We start from the raw sequence: 17,500 nt of genomic DNA, 5'->3' as shown, positions 1-17,500 counted from the left end.
CAAGGATTGGGAAAGCGCACTTTTTTGTGCAGGAAGGCACAGCATCTTCAGAGGCTTCACCATATGAATCGCAGGAATCTCTTGAAAGCGTCCATGGCGCTGGCAGCCTATAGCGCGCTGCCCGCCTCAGGTCTTTATGCGGCACGCGCGCTGGCTGCGGCGGCCGATGGCGACATCGAACACTTTGACTTCAAGACCTTGCAGGACAACGCCAAACAGATGGCCGGCAAGCCTTACGTCAGCACCAAGCAGAACCTGCCGCCTACCCTGGCGAACATGACGCCTCAGCAGTTCAATGCGATCAAGTACGACGCCGGTCACTCACTGTGGAACGACGTGAAAGGCCAACTGGACGTGCATTTCTTCCACGTCGGCGCAGGGTTCAAGACGCCGGTGCGCATGTACAGCGTCGACCCGGCGACCCAGCAGGCGCGTGAAGTGCATTTCCGCCCTGAGCTGTTCAACTACGAAGCCAGTCGCATCGACCAGAGTCAGCTCAAGGGCGACTTGGGCTTTGCCGGGTTCAAGCTGTTCAAAGCCCCCGAGATCGCCATCAACGACGTTCTGTCATTCCTGGGCGCCAGTTACTTCCGCGCCATCGACAGCAACAAGCAATACGGTCTTTCCGCCCGGGGTCTGGCGATCGACACCTACGCCCATCGCCCCGAAGAATTCCCTGACTTCACGCAATTCTGGTTCGAGAAACCGACCAAAGACGCCACGCGCTTTGTGGTCTACGCGCTGCTGGACTCTCCCAGCGCGACGGGCGCGTACCGCTTCGACATCGATTGCCAGGCCGACCGCGTGGTGATGGACATCGATGCGCACATCAATGCCCGAGCCGACATCGAGCAGTTGGGCATTGCGACCATGACCAGCATGTTCAGCTGCGGCACACACGAGCGCCGCATGTGCGACACCCTTCACCCGGAGATCCACGACTCCGACCGGCTGGCGATGTGGCGCGGCAATGGCGAATGGATCTGCCGCCCGCTCAATAATCCGGCCAAGATCCAGTTCAACGCCTTCGCCGACAAAGACCCGAAAGGCTTTGGCCTGGTGCAGACCGACCATGACTTCAAGACCTACCAGGACACCGTGGACTGGTACCACCGCAGGCCGAGCCTGTGGGTCGAACCGACGACGGCCTGGGGCGAGGGCTCAATCGATTTGCTGGAACTGCCGACCACGGGTGAAACCCTGGATAACATCGTCGCGTTCTGGAACCCGAAAGTGCCGGTCAAGGCCGGCATGTCGATGAATTATGGCTACAAGCTTTACTGGAGCCCGCTGCCTCCGGTCAGCACACCACTGGCTCAAGTGCACGCGACGCGTTCAGGCATGGGCGGGTTCATCGAAGGCTGGGCGCCGGGCGAACACTACCCGGAAGTCTGGGCGCGGCGCTTTGCCGTGGACTTCAACGGCGGCGGGCTGGACCGACTGCCGGAAGGTTCGGGCATCGAGCCGGTGGTCACCGTGTCCCACGGCAAAATCCAGGATTTCAATGTGCTGGTACTGCCCGACATCAAGGGTTTCCGCGTGACGTTCGACTGGTACCCGACCAGCGACTCCGTGGAGCCGGTGGAGATGCGCATGTTCATCAAAACCGGTGACCGCACGCTGAGTGAAACCTGGCTGTATCAGTATTTCCCTCCCGCACCGGACAAGCGCCGCTACACCTGAGTGTGATCAGCTAATGGCGTAGCGGCATTCAGCTTGCTCGCAAGACGGCGTATTCGCCGCTGAATATTCAGCGGTGAATGCGTCGCACTTGTAACGAAAATGAGTCATAGAAAGCCGTCGCCATACCGGGATTTCTTCTCTTTTTAACAGCGTCAATTTTCTATCTGCTATAAGAATCAATGGCTTACGATTCATGATATTTAGCCACCACTAAATATGTCCGTAAATTTGACTAATTGATTGACAGCCCCCCGATCTGCGGCTGATATATCCCTGTCGTGCCGTTTGCGAGGGGACGGAAACGCCCTTCTCCTCCCCCGCTGCGACTCCCAAAAATCATCGCGATTGCATGCCATCGACGGCCATTGCCGCTCCTCCGGGCAGTAGCTTTTCCGCCCGGCGGCCTGCTCGCACGCTGACGCTTATCACACGTACAAATGCTCCCGAGGGGCTGCACATGATGTCGACTTCCCCCGCTTACGTTGAAAAACCTTCTTTGCTGTCATTCGATAAATCCACGGCGATCGTGCTGGTTGCGATCAGCCTGATGCTGGTCGAGACCTTCAACGGGGCTCTGCGTTTCTATCTGGATCAGGCAGGCATTTCCGTATTGCTCTATGCCCCGAAGGTCGCGTGTCTGCTGTTCTTCGCACTGGAGCTGCGCAGCTTCAAAGCCGGGCCGGGGGTCTGGCTGAGCCTGCTGGTGCTGTTGCTGTCGGCGGGATGGGCAGCGCTGAATGGCGCCCAGGCCGGGAACTTCGCATTTGCGCTGTACGGGATCAGCCCGCTGCTGTTCGGGATCGCCTGCGGTGACCAGATCATTCGCCACAAGCGCCTGTTCATGTGGGCGATTGCCTTGTGCCTGCTGGCTTCGCTGGGCGGGATTGCCCTCGACCGGTACGTCAGTCTGCCGTGGAAGGGCTACAGCTACACCGTCGGCGGCACCGAGCTGAGCGCCAACACCGCATGGACCTCCGAAGACATGGACCGCCCGGCTGGATTCGCGCGAATCTCCAGTTCACTGGCCATTATCATCTCGGTTCTCAGCCTGTACCTGATGGCGACCCTGCGCTCGAAGTTGCTCGGGTTGGCAGTCTGCGTGATCGGCCTCGCCGGCGTGATATTGACCACCAGCAAGGCGCCAGCGTTGGCGTTCATTGGCGGTACCGGCCTGCTGCTGATGTTGCGGTTTCGCTGGACAGCACGGGCGACCATCGTTGTCGCGGTCGTACTCGGCATGTCGCTGCCCTTCGTGGCGATGATGACCGACTTCGATGCCAACAAAATTTCGGCCACCAGTTCGCTGGCATCTATCTATGACCGGTTGATCAACACTTGGCCCAACGTGATTCGGACGCTGATGGACGATGATCGAACGCTCACCGGTGTTGGCTTCGGGCTGGTTGGCAGTGCCGTGGCCGCCTTCCCGGTGCCCGGCGCCGACATCTTCATGGTTACCGACAGCACCGTGGTTTACCTGTGGGCGACGTTTGGACTGGTCGGGCTGTTTCTCTACGCCCTGCACCTCCCGTTGTTTTTCATCCTGGCCGACAGCGTCAGCCGTTACGGCCAGGCGTTGCTGGTGACGGGTTTTTGCATCTGCATTGTCAGCTGGACGACCGATACGCTGGAAGTTACCCTCGCCAACATGTTCCTGGGCATGGCAATCGGCCATGCGCTGGCCATGAAATCGCGGGTTAGACAACCGGCCCCAAAGTCCCATGAGTTGCCCACGTGGAATGGCCTGCCGGGCCTGAGTTGACTGAGGCACTCCTATGAGCTTTCGCAGCATCGGCCTGAGCGGCCTGGCACTGATGGCCGCCCTGTGCGCTGCCAATGTCGCCATGGCCGAGCCTTTTATCGTAGGCGTTGCCACCCATTCGATGAATAACACCGGGCAACCGCTGCGCAGTCTTCAGATGGCGAAAGCGGCTGGCGTCACGTCCATTCGCGATGACGCCTTCTGGTCTACGGCCGAACCTGTACGGGGTCAGATGCAGATCATTGCGCCGTGGCGCGCATGGCTGAGCACTGCCAAGGGGCTGAATCTTGCCCCGATGGTCATTCTCGGCTACGGCAGTTCGTATCAGGGCGGCGCCAAGCCCCGCAAGCCTGAGGTCAAGATTCCGTACCTGAAATACGTGGACTACCTCACTCGCCAGTTGGGCAATCCGGTCAGGTTCTATGAGGTCTGGAACGAGTGGGACCTGGACGGCCCGGCCGATCCGCGCTTGAGCAATGACTACGTGACGCTGGTCCGGGACGCGGCACCGATCATTCGCAAGAATAACCCCCAGGCGCTCGTACTCGCCGGTGCCGTAACGAGCATGGGCATCAAGAGTGGCTTCGTTGACCGCATCCTGGCTGCAGGGGTGATGAAGTACGCCGATGGCCTCTCGCTGCACCCGTATGTGCACTGCGAAGGCAGCTACCGCAACACGCCGGAGAGCTGGATCGGCTGGATGCGAGATCTGGACCGTCGAATCAGCGCCAAGGTCGGCAGGCCGGTGCCGCTGTATCTGACCGAGATGAGCTGGCCGAGCCACAATGGCAATTGCGGCGTCAGCGCCGAGCGCCAGTCTGCGTACCTGGCGCGTGCGTACTTCCTCATTCGCACGCTGCCGAACGTCAAAGGCATGTGGTGGTATGACCTGATCAACGATGGCACCAACCGCACCGAGCAGGAGCACAATTTCGGCCTGCTTGATGCCGATCTGCGCGCTAAACCGGCTTATTCGGTGCTCAAGGCCATCAGCCCTTATCTGCCTGATTTCAACTACGAGCCGGCAAACAGCCTCCAGTCCGACGGCGTCTTCCAACTGGCATTCAGCAATGGCCGCGAGCGGATTATGGTGGCGTGGGTCAGCGGTCGCGAACACGAATTCAGCATCAGCGCCGCGGCCATGAAAAATAAACCGGTGCGCATCCTCGATACGCAAACGCCGGATAAAGGCATGACCGACTCCGCGCAGCAGTGGGTGTGCGATGCCCAGCGTTGCTCGGCCCGACTGACGCTGACGGAGTTTCCGAAAGTCATTCGCCTAAGTCCAGACGCCTGACGACCGCACCTGTGCAAACCCGCCTGACCTGTCAGCGCGGGTTTTTTTATGTGCTGCAGATCCAGATAGTGGCAATACGACATTTACTGGACATGTCTTACTGCTATTTTACGACCTTGGGCAGACACACTGCCGGAGGAACGTATGGGGCTTCGAGGAAGATTCATCGTTGGCGGGTTGCTTGGGCTACTCATGCTGCCAGCAGTGGCTGAACCGTACGTCGCGGGCGGAGCTCAGTCGAAGCCGTATGCCTATGAAGACAAGGACGGTCACCTGGAAGGGATCTCCATCGACATCTCGCGGCGCGTGATGAAACTGGCAAACATTGACGTTACCTTCGTGATCTACCCGGTCAACCGCCTGCAGGCGATGCTGCGCAAGGGCGAGATCGATATCAACTTTGCCGACGCGCTGATCTGGAACAGCCCCGAGGAGCAACGTCGATACGTGTTCTCCAAGCCCTATTCCACGGTCAAAGAGCACCTGTACTTTCTGGCCAATCACCCTGCCCGCGGCCAGACCATCGCACAACTGGAGCACCTCACGATCGGCATGGTTCGGGGCTACAACTATCGGGCACTGGACCCGGCGATCGAGGCGCGCCGTTTGAGCCGGCTGGAAACATCGCAAGATGAAGCGCTGATCAAGTTGCTCCAGAGCAGGCGCGTGGATGCCATCGCCATGGTCGACGACATCTTTGATGAAGTAACTTCGGCCCATGACCTGGATCCCGGCCAGTTCGTCCAGGGCGCACGACTCAGCGAAGCGCCGCTGGTGTTCAAGCTCCAGCCGCAATACGCCTCGTGGTTGCCGCAGATCAACAGCGCGATCGACAGTCTGAACAAGACGGGCGAGCTGGAGCGGATTCGACGCAAGTATTTGCCTGGGGCGAAGGCGGCGAAGTGAAAGCAGCCAGATCAATGAGCCAGCAATTTTGTAACCGTGGAACAGTAGGCAGCGCGCATCCCAGAGCTCGAAAGTACAATGCCGACCTCAAAAAAAACCCCACCGTGAGGTGGGGTTCTTGTTACTTCGTCTGTCCTCGGGGGGAGGTGCATGCACCCGCGTATCCCGTGGCTAGTGAAAAAACTATATGGACATGGGTTTATTGAATCAAGGCCTCTTTTCACGGTTAGTCGCTGTTACTGCGAAGACGGCGCTCAAACTATTGCCCTGACTTCCACATTCAACCCCAACATCTCGCGGGCGATTCGGTCGGCGTCGACGAAGGCCCGGGAGTAGCTGCCCGAGGACGGGACGTAGTGGTTGTAATAAGTAGAGCCTTCGACAAGAGGGCCGGTTATCCACAGATTAGGCTGGGCTTTGCCTTGACTGTCGACCAGCACGCCCTCTCCATTTTCGGTCAGGCTGTGGATAATTCCGTTGCTTTTTAACGAGCGAAGGATCGTTGGCAGCGACGATACGTCACAGGGGGTACTGACGTGGGCCTTGATAATTCTGTTTAAGGGAACAGTCAGATTGCCAGCGAGAAGCACTGCGGTCCGTGCTCCGTCATCACTGTGGATAACTTGAGAATGTCGCACCCAGTGGACAACCCCCGCGTCGGCCAAGGCTAGCAGCTCCTGATGACGTTCCTTCTGCGGCCCGGCCACCATTCTATTGACATGAGGCGCATACTTTTCGAAGAAGACACTGCGTGAAATGCTGGTCAGCCCGCGGTTATCCACAACCCGACGCAGCTGCTCACGACAACTTCTCCACACTTCAATCGCGGCTTTGATAGGGCTTGCATCGAGCCCTAAACAGCTCTGCGCAATGTCGCTTTCAATAAATGCGCGCATGACCTGGGGATAATCCAATGCGTCAATGCTTGGCACATGGGGGTTATACACAGCCTCGTCTAGTGGCGGCGCTTGAAAACGTGATGCCATTTCAGCGGACACCGCTTCAAGCTGGCCTGAGTCATACGCTCGCGCAATTTCCGCCTTGATCCTTACTGCCGATTCGCTCTTTTGAGAGGCGATCATTCCGAAGTATTCCGCGACCATTTCAGCTTTGATCAACGGAAGGACCTGCTGCTCGAAATCCAGTCCGGCAGGGTTTTCCGTTCGCAGATCAGCGACAGCCGACAGTGTAAAAATCAGCGCCGCATTCGAAGTCCGATGGGGCACGATGTCCGGTCGTGTGCGGTACGGCAGACCGCTGCGCGAGAACAAATAGATACGCGGCTCTTGTCCACTGGGCTCGTAGTGCAAGCCTTCCGCCCGTTTGCTGAATTGGCCTCCGCGTCCGACCGTCAAACCGGCCACAACGTCCATGGCGGTCAAGCCTAATCCTTCGATGCCAACCGCTTCTGTGGATAACTCAACACCGCGCGAATCAGAGTGTCGGTTGATGGCTAGCCATCCGGGCAGCTCCTTATGGTCATCCCGCAACTCACGCGCATGCCCTACTGTGATCGCCAACCAATCCACAGAGCGCTCTGCCTCGGCTGTGGACAGAACAAACCGGCCCATATCTGTATGTTCAATGTTATCCACAGCGTGAGGATGTTGAATGACGCGCACGTTTGTCGGCAGACTGCGAATGACTTCCTTGTAAGTCCACGCCAGATATTCCCCCAGCCAGCTCCGTGGCAGGAACTCATTGGGCTGTACGCTGCGCGCTGCAGATTTAAAACGCAGGCACCATTCGTAGAAGTCGGGTCCTTGGCGTCCCACTTTTCCGTCCAGTGCGGCCGTGTCCGGAAACATCGAGATCTGCGAGGCAACGGTGTTGAGCATCAGGTATTCAGGTTGATCGACGGCATGTAAGCCCGGCCCCGGTGCCTGGGGGTCAAATACGTTTACTTCGATGCGCCGGGCCGTATTGACCGCCAGCGCACAGATACGCTCCAGCACCGTAAGGCCGCGTGAGCCACACCCGACGATACCGACGCTGATACCAGGCTTTTCCGCACCTGGGGATAACTTTTCGGCCGCCAGCGCTGCGCTCAGTTCCATCTCAGGGTTTCTCCGAAGAACGATTCAATAGCCACGCCACGGGAGTCAGCCAGCGCGGTATCAACTATGAATTTGCTCAGCGCCAGGTCGAGTACGCCCAAGCCGAACGGCGAGAAAATCGAGGGCTTTGCGGGGTCAAGCTCGACCTCGCCGCGGATGAGGCCAGCCAGCGTGCCGTTCATGAAAGCGCGTCCGCCGGTGAGTTGCTCAGCCAGGTGCGGCGACGTATTGGCCTTCATACAGTGCTCGATGTCGTCACAGAGGTTGTTCGCCTCCAGCAGCAACTGCGGCGCGATGTCCCGCAACGAAATGTTCAGCACGACCTGCCCGGCGCGAAACGCCATTGGCGGTTTGACGTAGGGCTCGCCAGCTGTCGTGGCGAAGATCACCAGATTTGCCGCGAGCGCTTCCTCCAATGACCCGGTGCGGGCTGTGCATAAATCGGTATTTTCGATGAAGCCAGTCAGAGCATCCGCAGACGCTAGGTCGAAATCATGCACAACGGCGTGGCCGATGTCCCACCCTTCGACGCAGAGCATTCTGGCGATGTTGCGGGCAATCACTCCGGCACCGATAAATCCTACGGACGCGGCCTTGCGTGACTGACCGTTGAGCCAGTAAGCGCCTGACACCGCCGACGCTGCCGTGCGCACCGCGCTGATTTGTGCCCCTTCCAGGCACGCATAGGGATAGCCGGTGTTAGGGTCGTTGAGGATGACCACGGCTGATGCCCTCGGTTTCTGCTGCGCGACGTTGCCGGGGAAGCTGGAGATCCACTTGATCCCGGCCACGGCGTCCTCTCCCTCCAGCGCCGCTGGCAGCGCGATGATCCGGTTGGCAGGTTGTTGAGGGAAACGCAGAAAGTAGCTGTCCGGGTTGAGCGTCTGGCCGTCATGGTGCTGCAGATACACCTGCTCGATGCGCCGCACCATGTCGTGGGCGTGGCTGTCGAGGATGTCTTTGATGACAGCGCCGGGGATCACATGGAAGTCAGACATTCAGCGCTTCTCCCTCGAAGGTGTGAACGTACTGCTTCAGATACCGAGTGATCGGCTGCGAACCCAGCGCGGTCAACTCTGCGCGCCCGAACTTCTGCATGACCCACTCATCGTTGTAGATGGTCTCCAGATAGCGCTCGCCGGCGTCCGGTGATATCGCCACGACAACGGCGTCTTTGGGAATTCCCAGCGAGGGTGCTGCCAGCCCGGCCACCACGGTCCCGGTAGAACCGCCCGCCAGCACGCCATTGGATTTCGCCAGCCAGCGACACATGGCGACGGTGGCGCGCTCATCCACCACTTGCTGCTTGTGCAGGTGGTGGGCGCGGAAGATCGGCGGCGTCTGGCTGGAGCCGAGTCCTGGAATGAAGCGCGGGCCGGTCGCCTGACCGAAAGTCACCGAACCAACGCTGTCTACCGCGATGATCTTGGTGCGCGGCGAATGCTTGCGGAAATACTGCACACAGCCCATCAAGGTGCCGGTCGTTCCGGCGCCGACCACCAAGTAATCCAATGCCGGAAAGGCGATATGAATCGACCGCGCCGTGGTGTGTTCATGGGTCTTGGCGTTGGCCGGATTGCTGTACTGGTTAAGCCACAGATGCCGGGGATCGCGGGCTACGGCATCGCGAATGTAACGAATGCGCGTGCCCAGATAGCCGTCGTTGTCATCGCGCTCGGTGACGATAACGATCTGCGCACCAAAGGCTTCCATCATCTTGATGTTGTGCAGGTTGGTGTTGGGGTCAACGACACAGCAGAAGGTGTAGCCGCGCTCGGCGCAGATCATTGCCAGCGCCACGCCGAGATTTCCGGACGAAGATTCGATCAGCACCGTGTCCTTGTGGATAAGTCGGCGCTCGGTAAAGGAGTCGATCAGGCCGATGGCTGTCTTCATCTTGATCGAGCCGGCAGGGTTGCAGGACTCGAGCTTCAGATGCAGGTTTTCAAAACCCAGGCCTTTTACCCTGACGAAGTTCGAATCACCGACGATGTGGGAGATGAAATTCATGGCCGCGCCTCGACGGGTGCGGGCCGGGTGTAGCCCGGCATGGTCACCCGCGGCGCGTGCTGCCGGGGTTGGGTCGCCAGCAGCGCATCGGTCAGGTGCTGCGCCCGTAAGGCAACCATGGAAAACGACTGGGCGTCGCTGATGCCGTGGGTTTTTTCCGATGTGCCGTTCGCCAAAATCTGCACGCCCTCGCTGTGCTGCAGGGCAACCCGGTAATAACGGTCGACCGCCAGCGTGCCGTCCTCATCGCGGACCAGCCAGGGTTGCAGCAGGGTCAGCAGCGGTGGCACGGCGAGCTGCTCGTAGCCGGTACCCAGGACAATGCCGTCGACATACAGCACAGTTTCAACACCAGCATTGCTGTCACGCAGCACCACCGAATAGGCATCGCCCACTTTTTCCACCGAAGTCACTTCGGACCACGCATGCAGATTCAGACGTCGGTGTCCCGTCACCTCGCCTTCATACAGGAAGGAGTAAAGCGCCTGACTCTCGTCGACATCGATGCCTGCGTAATTGGTCGACCGGATCTCTTCGAATACCCGGCTGCGTCTGCCGGGCTCAAGGTCGTGGAAATAGTCGATGTGCTCTGGCAGGAAGGCCATGTTGGGAAACTGCCCGAGCTGTCCCACCTTGAAACCCACGCCGCGGTGCACCGAATGCACCTGCGTGGTGGGCGCGGCGCCGAGCAGGTGGGTGACCGCCTCCCCCGCGCTTTGACCCGAGCCCAGCACCAGCCACCGCTGCGCGATGGGACCGCCGCCGAGGTGGATGTTTTTCAGGTACCGGGACGTGTGAAAGACACGACCGCCGAGATGCGCGCTGAACGGCTCCGGTATCCGGGGCAGGCTGCCGTGGGAAAGCACCAGCCGCTTGGTGCGATAGGTGCCTTTTGCAGTGACGACATCAACGCCCTTCAAGATGCCCTTTTCCGCCACCGGCAACACGTCGAGCACGCCTTCGTCGTAGGCAACGTAGTCCTTGAGTTGTGCGGCGACCCAGGCGATGTAGTCAGACCATTCCACCCGGCTGGCCGGACGCCCGAGCAAGCCGAATTTATGCAGACGACCCTTTTCCTTCAGGTACATGGCGAAGGAAAAGCGGCTGCGCGGATTGCGCGGCGTCACCAGGTCTCGAAAGACATGGTGGTTGATGTCGGTGCCCGCCAGCAGAAACGCGCCATGCCAGGTTGAATCACGCCCTTTTTCGAAGAAGCGCACGCGCTGGAAAGGCTTTCGGCCGCAATCTTCCGCCTCATCCTCCAGCGCACAGGCCAGTGCGATACCGGCCGGGCCGAAGCCGATCGAGACGACGTCCAGCGTTTCACGCACACCTTCGATTTCATACTGAGTCATGGTCATTCTTCCTGAAAGTTGCAAAAGATGTGGCGAGCTTTTGGGCAGGACGCTTCAACACAGCAGCCGCCGCTCATGGACATGCTCGTCGGTGTAGACCCACAGCGACACCCGGGCGTAATCGTTCTCCCCGTCGCTGAAACTGACCGGGCCGGCAGGTGTGGCAAAGTGATCAAGGCGCAGTGCGTCCAGCAGTCCGCGCTCATCAGCGGCGGCTCGGTCCACCAGGGCAAACGCTGCAAGCGTCTCGACGGCGTATACCGGCGCCTGTTCGAAATAGATCTGTTGATAAGTCGCATCGAATGACTGCGCCTCGGCCAAGTCGCCCGCGATCGGAAAGCTGATGACGTACACCGTGCCGGTTTGCGCCATTCCATCCACCAGCGCAGGAGACGCGGCATCGTCGGTGAAGAAGATCGGCAATCCACAGCCAACAGCACGGTTATCCACAAGGAACTGCCGGCTTGCTTTCAATCGCCCGCAGAAAACCAGGGCGTCGGCGTTATTCACATCGCCCACCAGATTGACTGTGGATAACGTCGCCGCTGCGTGAAGTTCATGCATCTGCTGGCGCCCGTGCAGGCTCGGATCAGTAAGCACAGCGAGGCGGCGCAGCCCTTCAGATTCGGCGAATTCGATCAGGCGCGTTGCCAAGAGTCGATCAGAGGCACAAAGGCGAAACGTGGTTTTCCCAACGCCGGTCAACGCTGCACAGGTGGATGCTGGCAAGATCAGCGGAATGCCGGCCTGTGCATAACTTTCTGCCGCAGCGGCGGCAGAGTCCGAGGCGAAGTGACCAATCACAGCATCCACCTTCGCGTCGATGAAATGCCTTGCCGCCGCACGGCCGCCCTCCGCGCTCGCGCCGTCATCAAAGTAAAAATGTCGCGCGCGTCGCACATGGGGGAACAGGTGGCTGGACAGGTACACGCTGCGCAAGAAACCGCGCGCGTGCAGCGTGGTGCCAACGTCGAGTGCCGCGCAGATACCCAGGCGCATCATGACAACGCCACCTCGGCGAACCGCGAAGGGCGGAACGCTTCCATGACCGATCGGTAAGCCTCGTCCATCGACACACCGGACATCAAACCACCCAGCTCGAGCGCCAGCAGCTCGGCAACATTCGGTGCCATTTTGAAGCCGATGCCGCAAAACCCGGTGGCGAGAAACAGGTGGCTCTTAGCGCTGGAACGGCCAATCACGGGGCGGCCGTCTTCGGTGTACGCGTCCCAGCCCACCTGCGTGACCACCGGCAGACTGTGGTGCCTGTCGTAGCCGAGACGAGACACTCGGTCCATGACGTCTTGCTCGTTATCCAGCGGCGCCATGTTCAGCTGATCCGCATGTTCTGCGCGCTGGCGCCGCTGGCCGCCCACTTGCACGAGATTGCGTCCCAGCGGGAGCAGGTAGGTATTCAGGTGGTGAGTAATGATCGGCATGCTCGGGGCCTGGTCGCAGCCGAAGCGCGTGAACGGAATCGTCCGCGCGTGCACGGCGTTGTGCGGCCGGGGCATCGGGCCACTGGCACCGCAGGCATCGACGACCCATGTCGCTTCCAGGCACAGCTTGCCGGCATGAACCTGAACATAGCCGTCCAGTTCGACGCAGCGGTCGACGGCCAGGTGATCGAGGTACGTCGCTTTTTCACTGACGTAGCGGCATAGATTCGACACCGCGACGCGAGCATCGACCGTGCCGCCATTGCGTTCAATAAGCAGGCATTCGCCGACACAAAACGGCGAGAAACGCCCGTTATCCAGCGCGTCGACAGACGCGTGCAGCTCAATGCTTTCGCAGCCATCGCTGTCCACCGCTTCCAGGTATTGCCCACACACTTCGGCGCTGGCGATGTAAGCGACGCCACTGCGATTCAGTGCGCTCTCATAGAGGCCGTGGACGATGCCTGGATTGCCGTAAAGTGATCCGCGGCGAGTCAAGGGACGCAACGTGGCGTCCAGCTCCAGACCGCGAACGATGCCGCCCGTGTCCCGCGTTGCGCCCTGGGCGCCAGCGATGCCTTTCTCCATCAGCGCCACATCGAGGCCGCTTTCAACCAGTGCCGCTGCGATCGAAGCGCCCATGATGCCGGCTCCGATCACGATCACATCAAATGAAGTTTTCATCGTCGTCGCCCGCCTCTCGGTCAGATTTCGTACTCGACCGCACTGACATACACCAGCTGCTGCAGGACTTCGTTTTCAGTAAAACGGCAATAGCGCAGGATCTGTTTCGCCAAGTCCGGGAACACGGGTGCGCCGATGGCACCGATCAGGGCCATGTACGGCAGAATCCGCTTGCCGAGGGTCTGCCGATCACGGGCGGCGTTGATGATGTCCGACAGCAGCACCGCGAGGCCCTTCATGCTGAAGTGATCCACCGACGTCACTTCGAACCAGCGCGCAACCAGAATCTTGAGGGCCGCCGCGTCCGCCGCACTGACTTTCAGGCTGTCGCCGTCCACCCGTTCGCGCTCGGCCTGGGCGGCCAGCTTGACCAGCACCTCGTTGAAGGTTTGCTCACGCCAGGCGGAGAACTTCTCGACATCGAAATCATCCGTGTCCTGCTCCGGCGCGATCAGCGCCAGATAGAAGCGTGCGCTGTCGGTGCAGGCGTCTGCCACCAGGTCCCGCGCCCAGATCGCATAGTTGCGACTGGTGGAAAGGTTCTTGCCGTTCAAGGTCAGAAACTGGTTGGTGTAGAAGGTCTGGCGCAGGCGATAGCCGTGCATGGTCTGCAGCAGCGAGGGGTAAACCATCATGTGGCTAAAGGCGCAGTCGTAACCCAGAAAGTGCACCAGCCGGCCTTTACCGGAGCGGCAGTATTCGTCGTACTCCCACGGCGCAAGCTTGTGTTCATTGGTGTATTCGCGGAAGGCCGCCAGGTAACCGGACAGGCCCATGACCCAGGTGTGTATGCGCCGGCTGCCATCGGGCTTGAGATCCAGTCCGCCGTCGTAGGGACGGGTTATGCCCCAGTCCGCCGGGCCGATGTCGAATTCTTCCTCCAGAAAGCGGCGAATGAAAGGCCGCAGCGGCGTATGTTCGAATGTGCTTTTGAGGTGGTTACGGAAGTTCGACAGCGCCAGAAACTCACGCTCTATCGGCCGCCAGATCATAGGCGCCGCGCATAATTTGCAGCGGAAGTTACTCATCTTCGAGGCATTGGGGGTATGGGCGCATTCTTCGCACTGGCTGGCATCCGAGTCTGAGCCACAGTGATCACAATTGCCCCGCCCGAAGGCTTCGTAGCCCCACTTATCACAGTGCTCGCAATACGGTTCCGGGCTGACTTTTTTGTAAATGGCCCCCGCCTTCACCGCGTACTCGTACATCTCCTCCACGGCGTTCTTGAAGTAACTGTTGCCGAACGGGCGCATCCAGAAATCCACCTGGATGCCCATCTTCTCAAGCGTGTCGTTGATCTTGTCAGTGTTCTCCAGCGCCAGTGTTTGAGGCGCCTGGTCCAGCTCGATTCCTCGCCGCAGCATGTAGGATTGATAGTCATCGGAGTATGAGACGAGGGTGCAATCGTGACCGCGTTGGCGTTGGGCCCGGGTATAGATGTCCGCTGCCAGAAAAGGCCCCGCCATATGACCAATGTGTAAATCACCATTGGGGGTCGGCGGCGTGATCGTAACCAGCAACTTGCCCATCACGACGCCCTCTGATCGGACACGTCATGAACCGTCGCTTTGTGCAGGGCGAACTCATTGGCGGCCACGGCCTGCCGGGCGTCTTCATCGAGGAAGCGATTGGCGGATTCGCGATCCCACCATACGACGTAGAAGTGGAAGTCTTCGTCAGTGTCGTTAAATACATAGTGATCGGTGTGTTTGGGAATGGCAGCAATGTCGCCCATGGTGAACGGGTACGTTCGATCCCCGACGATCAACTGTGCGGTCCCTTTGATGCCGATAAAGAATTCCTGGTCTATCTGCGTGTGGGACAAGGATTTGGTGTGGGGCCGCACGACACACCAGCCGCCGCCGATGGGCGTCGGATATCCATTCCACGGCAGCAGCCTTGCGCCATCCAGGTCATATTCATGAACCAGTTTGTCCCACGCCATGGGACGAAAAATATCGAAATCAGTCATGGGGTTTTCCTTCAGCCGGAGCATCCTGCTCGCTGTTTTATCGGCGCCAGGCTGAGCTGACGGGCGCGTATTAGCTAAGGAATAAACTGAAGAAAAGTAAGTGGCGGGGCAAACTAGAAATCCGCAATCAGCGGTTAAGTCTGACTTAACGGGTCTCGGCTTAATTGTTTTTATAATCAACACGTTGATCAGTTTTACCCGTATGGGTGTATCACCCACGGACACTGAAGCAGGACTTAACTGCCCTGATAACTATTCAACACTGTGTCGGGGAACGTGAACGCAAACTATCGCGTGGTGAATTCACGCTGACTGACGGTGGCCTGGGACACTAGCCAGTCACGAAACTGCTTGCTGGACTTGGGGAGAATGGCTGTCTCGTCGTAAACCAGGTAATAGGCAATCGGCGTGTCGATCGTCGCGCGAAACGGCACGACCAATCGGCCGGACGCCAGCTCTTCTCGAATCAGCGAACGGCGCACCAGCGCAATGCCCATTCCCGCCAGTGCAGCCTCGATGACCCCGTTGGAATCCACGAAAACCGAGCCCTTGTGAACGGCGGCCTCGCCATCTTCGATACCCACCGCACGGAGCCATAACGCCCAGTCTTCGCGGTGTTCGTCGTGCAACAGGGTGTAGCTTTTCAGGTCAATGGGGGACGACAGGTACCGGGAGTCCGGCAGCAAGGAAGGGCTGCAGACAGGCTGCAGTCGGTCGTTGATCAGCATCTCCACTTCCAGACCGGGATAACGGCCGAGGCCATGGCGCACGGCGAAGTCAACGCCGTCGCCGAGCAAATCAACCAGCCGATTGGTGGTGCTGATCAGCACCTCGATGCCGGGGCAGATGGCTTGAAAATCAGGCAGCCGGGGCAGCAGCCACTGCATGGCAAAGCCGCTGGTGCAGCTAACGGTGATCGTATTGGGGCCGTTGTCGCTCATCAGACGCTGGGTGGCGTCGGATATCTGCCCAAGTGCGGGGCGAATGGCCCGCAGGTAGATCTTGCCCTCGGCAGTCAGCTCCAGGCGTTTGGTGTTGCGGATGAACAGCGTGACGCCAACGGCTTTCTCGAGCTTGGCGATCTGTTGGCTAATGGCCGCAGGGGTCACAAACAGCTCACCGGCCGCGCCTTTCATGCTGGCGTGGCGCCCCGTCGCTTCAAAACACAACAGCGCGTGCAGGGGCGGGAATTTCATGCCTGACCTCGGTTAAGAAAATCTAATGTGCTTAAGAAAAGCTCGCTTGAGCACCACTTCAGACACTGCTCAAATCATCACACCCGAACTCGACGAGCGTCAATCAACAACGTTTCGGTCGGCGTATCAGTGATAGGGATCAAGAAAGGAAACACGATGAAAGTGTCCGACTGTGTTCGACTGATCGTTCTGGCCGCCATCTGGGGCGCCAGTTTTCTCTTCATGCGCGTTGCCGCCCCGGTACTGGGTGCGTTGCCGACCGCTTTCTTTCGGGTGTTGCTTGGCGCCATCGGGTTAATGGTTATTCTGACCATCTTCAGAACCCGCCATGAGTTCAACGGCAAGTTCAAATCCACCTTGATCCTCGGCATTATCAATTCCGGCATTCCCTTTTTGATGTACAGCATGGCGGCCCTGTTATTACCCGCGGGTTATTCCGCCATCCTGAACGCGACCACGCCATTGATGGGCGTGTTAATTGGCGCTGTGTTTTTCAATGATTCGCTGACACCCAAAAAAGCCATCGGCGTGTTTCTCGGTTTGCTGGGGATAACGTTACTGACCACGACAGGCCCGGTGACTTTCACCACGTCGGTGGTCATGGGCGCACTCGCTTGCCTGGTCGCGACCAGTTGCTATGGCGCCGCAGGATTCATGACCCGTCGGTGGATCGGCGACCGGGGAGGACTGGACGCCAAGCTCGTAGCCTTCGGCAGCCAGATCGGCGCAACGCTGTTCCTGCTGCCCTTCTTCGCCGTCTCCGCGACGGTCAACCCGCCGGCCACGTGGGGCGACTCGACCGTTTGGCTGTCCCTGGCAGCCGTTGGTTTCGTGTGCACGGCGTGCGCTTACATTCTGTACTTCCGTTTGATCGCTGATATCGGCCCGGTGCGTTCGCTGACCGTCACCTTCCTCATTCCGCCGTTCGGCGTCCTGTGGGGAGTGATGTTCCTCGGTGAAAAGGTTTCTGCGGGACACCTTTACGGCGGCGGCCTCATCTGCCTGGCGGTCTGGTTCGTGCTGAGCCAAAGCAAGCCGAAGCCGGTACCGGTCGCTCGGGACAGCGCCGCAACCACCTGAAAACACGTTATCCACAACTGACTTCCACGCCGGGTATGCACCCGCCCGGGCCCGGCTGC

General features: G+C 59.4%; 14 protein-coding genes. 5 read left to right on the top strand and 9 right to left on the bottom strand.

Translation table 11 applies throughout. The annotated features are described in order from the left end of the window. The first annotated feature begins 63 nt into the window (after positions 1-63). The 4 genes from BBI10_RS08860 (at position 64) to BBI10_RS08845 (ending at position 5,648) form a co-directional block, all read left to right on the top strand. Positions 64-1,683 (top strand): glucan biosynthesis protein D, encoded by a 1,620-nt coding sequence (locus BBI10_RS08860; protein WP_065988095.1) that lies wholly within the window; start codon positions 64-66, stop codon positions 1,681-1,683. 457 nt (positions 1,684-2,140) lie between these two features. Beyond that, a complete protein-coding gene (locus tag BBI10_RS08855) occupies positions 2,141-3,445 on the top strand; it encodes an O-antigen ligase family protein (protein ID WP_065988094.1) in 1,305 nt (434 codons plus the stop codon). Positions 3,446-3,458: 13 nt separating this feature from the next. Next, positions 3,459-4,742, top strand: coding sequence for a hypothetical protein (locus BBI10_RS08850; protein WP_065988090.1), 1,284 nt, complete (start codon positions 3,459-3,461; stop codon positions 4,740-4,742). 204 nt (positions 4,743-4,946) lie between these two features. Continuing rightward, positions 4,947-5,648: a substrate-binding periplasmic protein gene (locus BBI10_RS08845; protein WP_167355783.1), complete on the top strand. Its 702-nt coding sequence runs from the start codon at positions 4,947-4,949 to the stop codon at positions 5,646-5,648. A 254-nt stretch (positions 5,649-5,902) separates the two neighbouring features. Here the strand turns inward: BBI10_RS08845 and BBI10_RS08840 are convergent, their stop codons facing one another. The 9 genes from BBI10_RS08840 to gcvA form a co-directional block, all read right to left on the bottom strand. Continuing rightward, a complete protein-coding gene (locus tag BBI10_RS08840) occupies positions 5,903-7,705 on the bottom strand; it encodes an FAD/NAD(P)-binding protein (protein ID WP_065988088.1) in 1,803 nt (600 codons plus the stop codon). Beyond that, positions 7,696-8,703 carry a 2,3-diaminopropionate biosynthesis protein SbnB gene (sbnB, locus tag BBI10_RS28335; RefSeq protein ID WP_065988087.1) on the bottom strand — a complete coding sequence of 336 codons (1,008 nt, stop codon included), beginning with the start codon at positions 8,701-8,703 and terminating at the stop codon, positions 7,696-7,698. The genes BBI10_RS08840 and sbnB overlap by 10 nt, the downstream gene beginning before the upstream one ends. Further along, positions 8,696-9,715 (bottom strand): 2,3-diaminopropionate biosynthesis protein SbnA, encoded by a 1,020-nt coding sequence (sbnA, locus tag BBI10_RS28330; RefSeq protein ID WP_065988086.1) that lies wholly within the window; start codon positions 9,713-9,715, stop codon positions 8,696-8,698. The genes sbnB and sbnA overlap by 8 nt, the downstream gene beginning before the upstream one ends. Then, a complete protein-coding gene (locus BBI10_RS08825; protein ID WP_065988084.1) occupies positions 9,712-11,070 on the bottom strand; it encodes a SidA/IucD/PvdA family monooxygenase in 1,359 nt (452 codons plus the stop codon). The genes sbnA and BBI10_RS08825 overlap by 4 nt, the downstream gene beginning before the upstream one ends. A gap of 54 nt (positions 11,071-11,124) precedes the next feature. Next, a complete protein-coding gene (locus BBI10_RS08820) occupies positions 11,125-12,072 on the bottom strand; it encodes an ABC transporter substrate-binding protein (protein WP_065988082.1) in 948 nt (315 codons plus the stop codon). After that, the gene (locus BBI10_RS08815; RefSeq protein ID WP_065988080.1) at positions 12,069-13,193 is read right to left on the bottom strand and encodes an NAD(P)/FAD-dependent oxidoreductase; all 1,125 of its coding nucleotides are present in this window, start codon (positions 13,191-13,193) and stop codon (positions 12,069-12,071) included. Before BBI10_RS08815 ends, BBI10_RS08820 begins: the two co-directional genes overlap by 4 nt. 20 nt (positions 13,194-13,213) lie before the next feature. Continuing rightward, positions 13,214-14,722, bottom strand: coding sequence for a methionine--tRNA ligase (locus BBI10_RS08810; protein ID WP_065988078.1), 1,509 nt, complete (start codon positions 14,720-14,722; stop codon positions 13,214-13,216). Next, positions 14,722-15,165, bottom strand: coding sequence for a cupin domain-containing protein (locus tag BBI10_RS08805; protein ID WP_065988077.1), 444 nt, complete (start codon positions 15,163-15,165; stop codon positions 14,722-14,724). Before BBI10_RS08805 ends, BBI10_RS08810 begins: the two co-directional genes overlap by 1 nt. 287 nt (positions 15,166-15,452) lie before the next feature. Next, positions 15,453-16,361: a transcriptional regulator GcvA gene (gcvA, locus tag BBI10_RS08800; protein ID WP_065988075.1), complete on the bottom strand. Its 909-nt coding sequence runs from the start codon at positions 16,359-16,361 to the stop codon at positions 15,453-15,455. 156 nt (positions 16,362-16,517) lie between these two features. Between gcvA and BBI10_RS08795 the strand changes: the two genes are divergently transcribed. Continuing rightward, positions 16,518-17,441: a DMT family transporter gene (locus BBI10_RS08795; protein ID WP_065988073.1), complete on the top strand. Its 924-nt coding sequence runs from the start codon at positions 16,518-16,520 to the stop codon at positions 17,439-17,441. Positions 17,442-17,500 lie beyond the last annotated feature (59 nt).

Origin of the sequence: Pseudomonas graminis, from assembly GCF_001705435.1 — a bacterium.
Taxonomy (GTDB): domain Bacteria; phylum Pseudomonadota; class Gammaproteobacteria; order Pseudomonadales; family Pseudomonadaceae; genus Aquipseudomonas; species Aquipseudomonas graminis_B.
This window is presented reverse-complemented; position numbering and strand designations above follow the sequence as displayed.

Coding starts and splice junctions, on each gene's coding strand:
- BBI10_RS08815 (WP_065988080.1), bottom strand. CDS start 13,193: ATGAAAACTTCATTTGATGTGATCGTGATCGGAGCCGGCATCATGGGC.
- sbnA (WP_065988086.1), bottom strand. CDS start 9,715: ATGAATTTCATCTCCCACATCGTCGGTGATTCGAACTTCGTCAGGGTA.
- BBI10_RS08820 (WP_065988082.1), bottom strand. CDS start 12,072: ATGATGCGCCTGGGTATCTGCGCGGCACTCGACGTTGGCACCACGCTG.
- BBI10_RS08825 (WP_065988084.1), bottom strand. CDS start 11,070: ATGACTCAGTATGAAATCGAAGGTGTGCGTGAAACGCTGGACGTCGTC.
- BBI10_RS08855 (WP_065988094.1), top strand. CDS start 2,141: ATGATGTCGACTTCCCCCGCTTACGTTGAAAAACCTTCTTTGCTGTCA.
- BBI10_RS08810 (WP_065988078.1), bottom strand. CDS start 14,722: ATGGGCAAGTTGCTGGTTACGATCACGCCGCCGACCCCCAATGGTGAT.
- BBI10_RS08850 (WP_065988090.1), top strand. CDS start 3,459: ATGAGCTTTCGCAGCATCGGCCTGAGCGGCCTGGCACTGATGGCCGCC.
- gcvA (WP_065988075.1), bottom strand. CDS start 16,361: ATGAAATTCCCGCCCCTGCACGCGCTGTTGTGTTTTGAAGCGACGGGG.
- sbnB (WP_065988087.1), bottom strand. CDS start 8,703: ATGTCTGACTTCCATGTGATCCCCGGCGCTGTCATCAAAGACATCCTC.
- BBI10_RS08805 (WP_065988077.1), bottom strand. CDS start 15,165: ATGACTGATTTCGATATTTTTCGTCCCATGGCGTGGGACAAACTGGTT.
- BBI10_RS08840 (WP_065988088.1), bottom strand. CDS start 7,705: ATGGAACTGAGCGCAGCGCTGGCGGCCGAAAAGTTATCCCCAGGTGCG.
- BBI10_RS08795 (WP_065988073.1), top strand. CDS start 16,518: ATGAAAGTGTCCGACTGTGTTCGACTGATCGTTCTGGCCGCCATCTGG.
- BBI10_RS08860 (WP_065988095.1), top strand. CDS start 64: ATGAATCGCAGGAATCTCTTGAAAGCGTCCATGGCGCTGGCAGCCTAT.